Origin of the sequence: Mesorhizobium sp. M4B.F.Ca.ET.017.02.2.1 (genome assembly GCF_003998955.1) — a bacterium.
GTDB classification, from domain to species: domain Bacteria; phylum Pseudomonadota; class Alphaproteobacteria; order Rhizobiales; family Rhizobiaceae; genus Mesorhizobium; species Mesorhizobium abyssinicae.
Map to the genome: position 1 here is coordinate 1 of NZ_RZOF01000683.1, position 653 is coordinate 653.

The 653-nt window shown below is 66.9% G+C and carries 1 protein-coding gene; it reads right to left on the minus strand.

What is annotated here, in order from left to right; all coding sequences use genetic code 11:
* The coding region (locus tag EN738_RS34835; RefSeq protein ID WP_189606171.1) for an aromatic amino acid lyase at positions 1–653 on the minus strand (653 nt) is incomplete at both ends.

Below are 653 nucleotides of genomic sequence, written 5' to 3' on the forward strand. Positions count from 1 at the left end.
CCTCGCTTGACGCCAGCGGCGCATGGAAATCGCAGCCTTGAGCGGCCGCCAGGAGTTCGATGCCGATGACGGCGGTCGCATTCTCGATCATGCCAAGCAAGCGGCGGGCGCCGTGCGCGGCCATCGAGACGTGGTCTTCCTGGTTGGCCGAGGTCGGGATCGAATCGACGCTTGCCGGATAGGCCTTCTGCTTGTTTTCGGAAACCAGCGCCGCCGCCGTCACCTGCGGGATCATGAAGCCGGAATTCAGTCCGGGCTTGGGCGTCAGGAAGGCCGGCATGCCGGACAGCGCCGGATCGACCAGCATGGCGATGCGGCGCTCCGACAGCGAGCCGATCTCGCAGACGGCAAGCGCGATCATGTCGGCGGCAAAGGCCACCGGCTCGGCGTGGAAATTGCCGCCGGAAAGCGCGGTGTCGTCCTCGGCGAAGATCAGCGGGTTGTCGGTGACACCATTGGCCTCGGTCTCAAGCGTGTCGGCCGCCTTGCGCAGCACATCGAGCGCGGCGCCCATCACCTGCGGCTGGCAGCGCAGGCAATACGGGTCCTGCACGCGCTCGTCGCCGACGCGGTGTGATTCACGGATGGCGCTGCCTGCCATCAAATCGCGCAGCGCGTCCGCCGTCTCGATCTGGCCGCGATGCTTCCTGAGC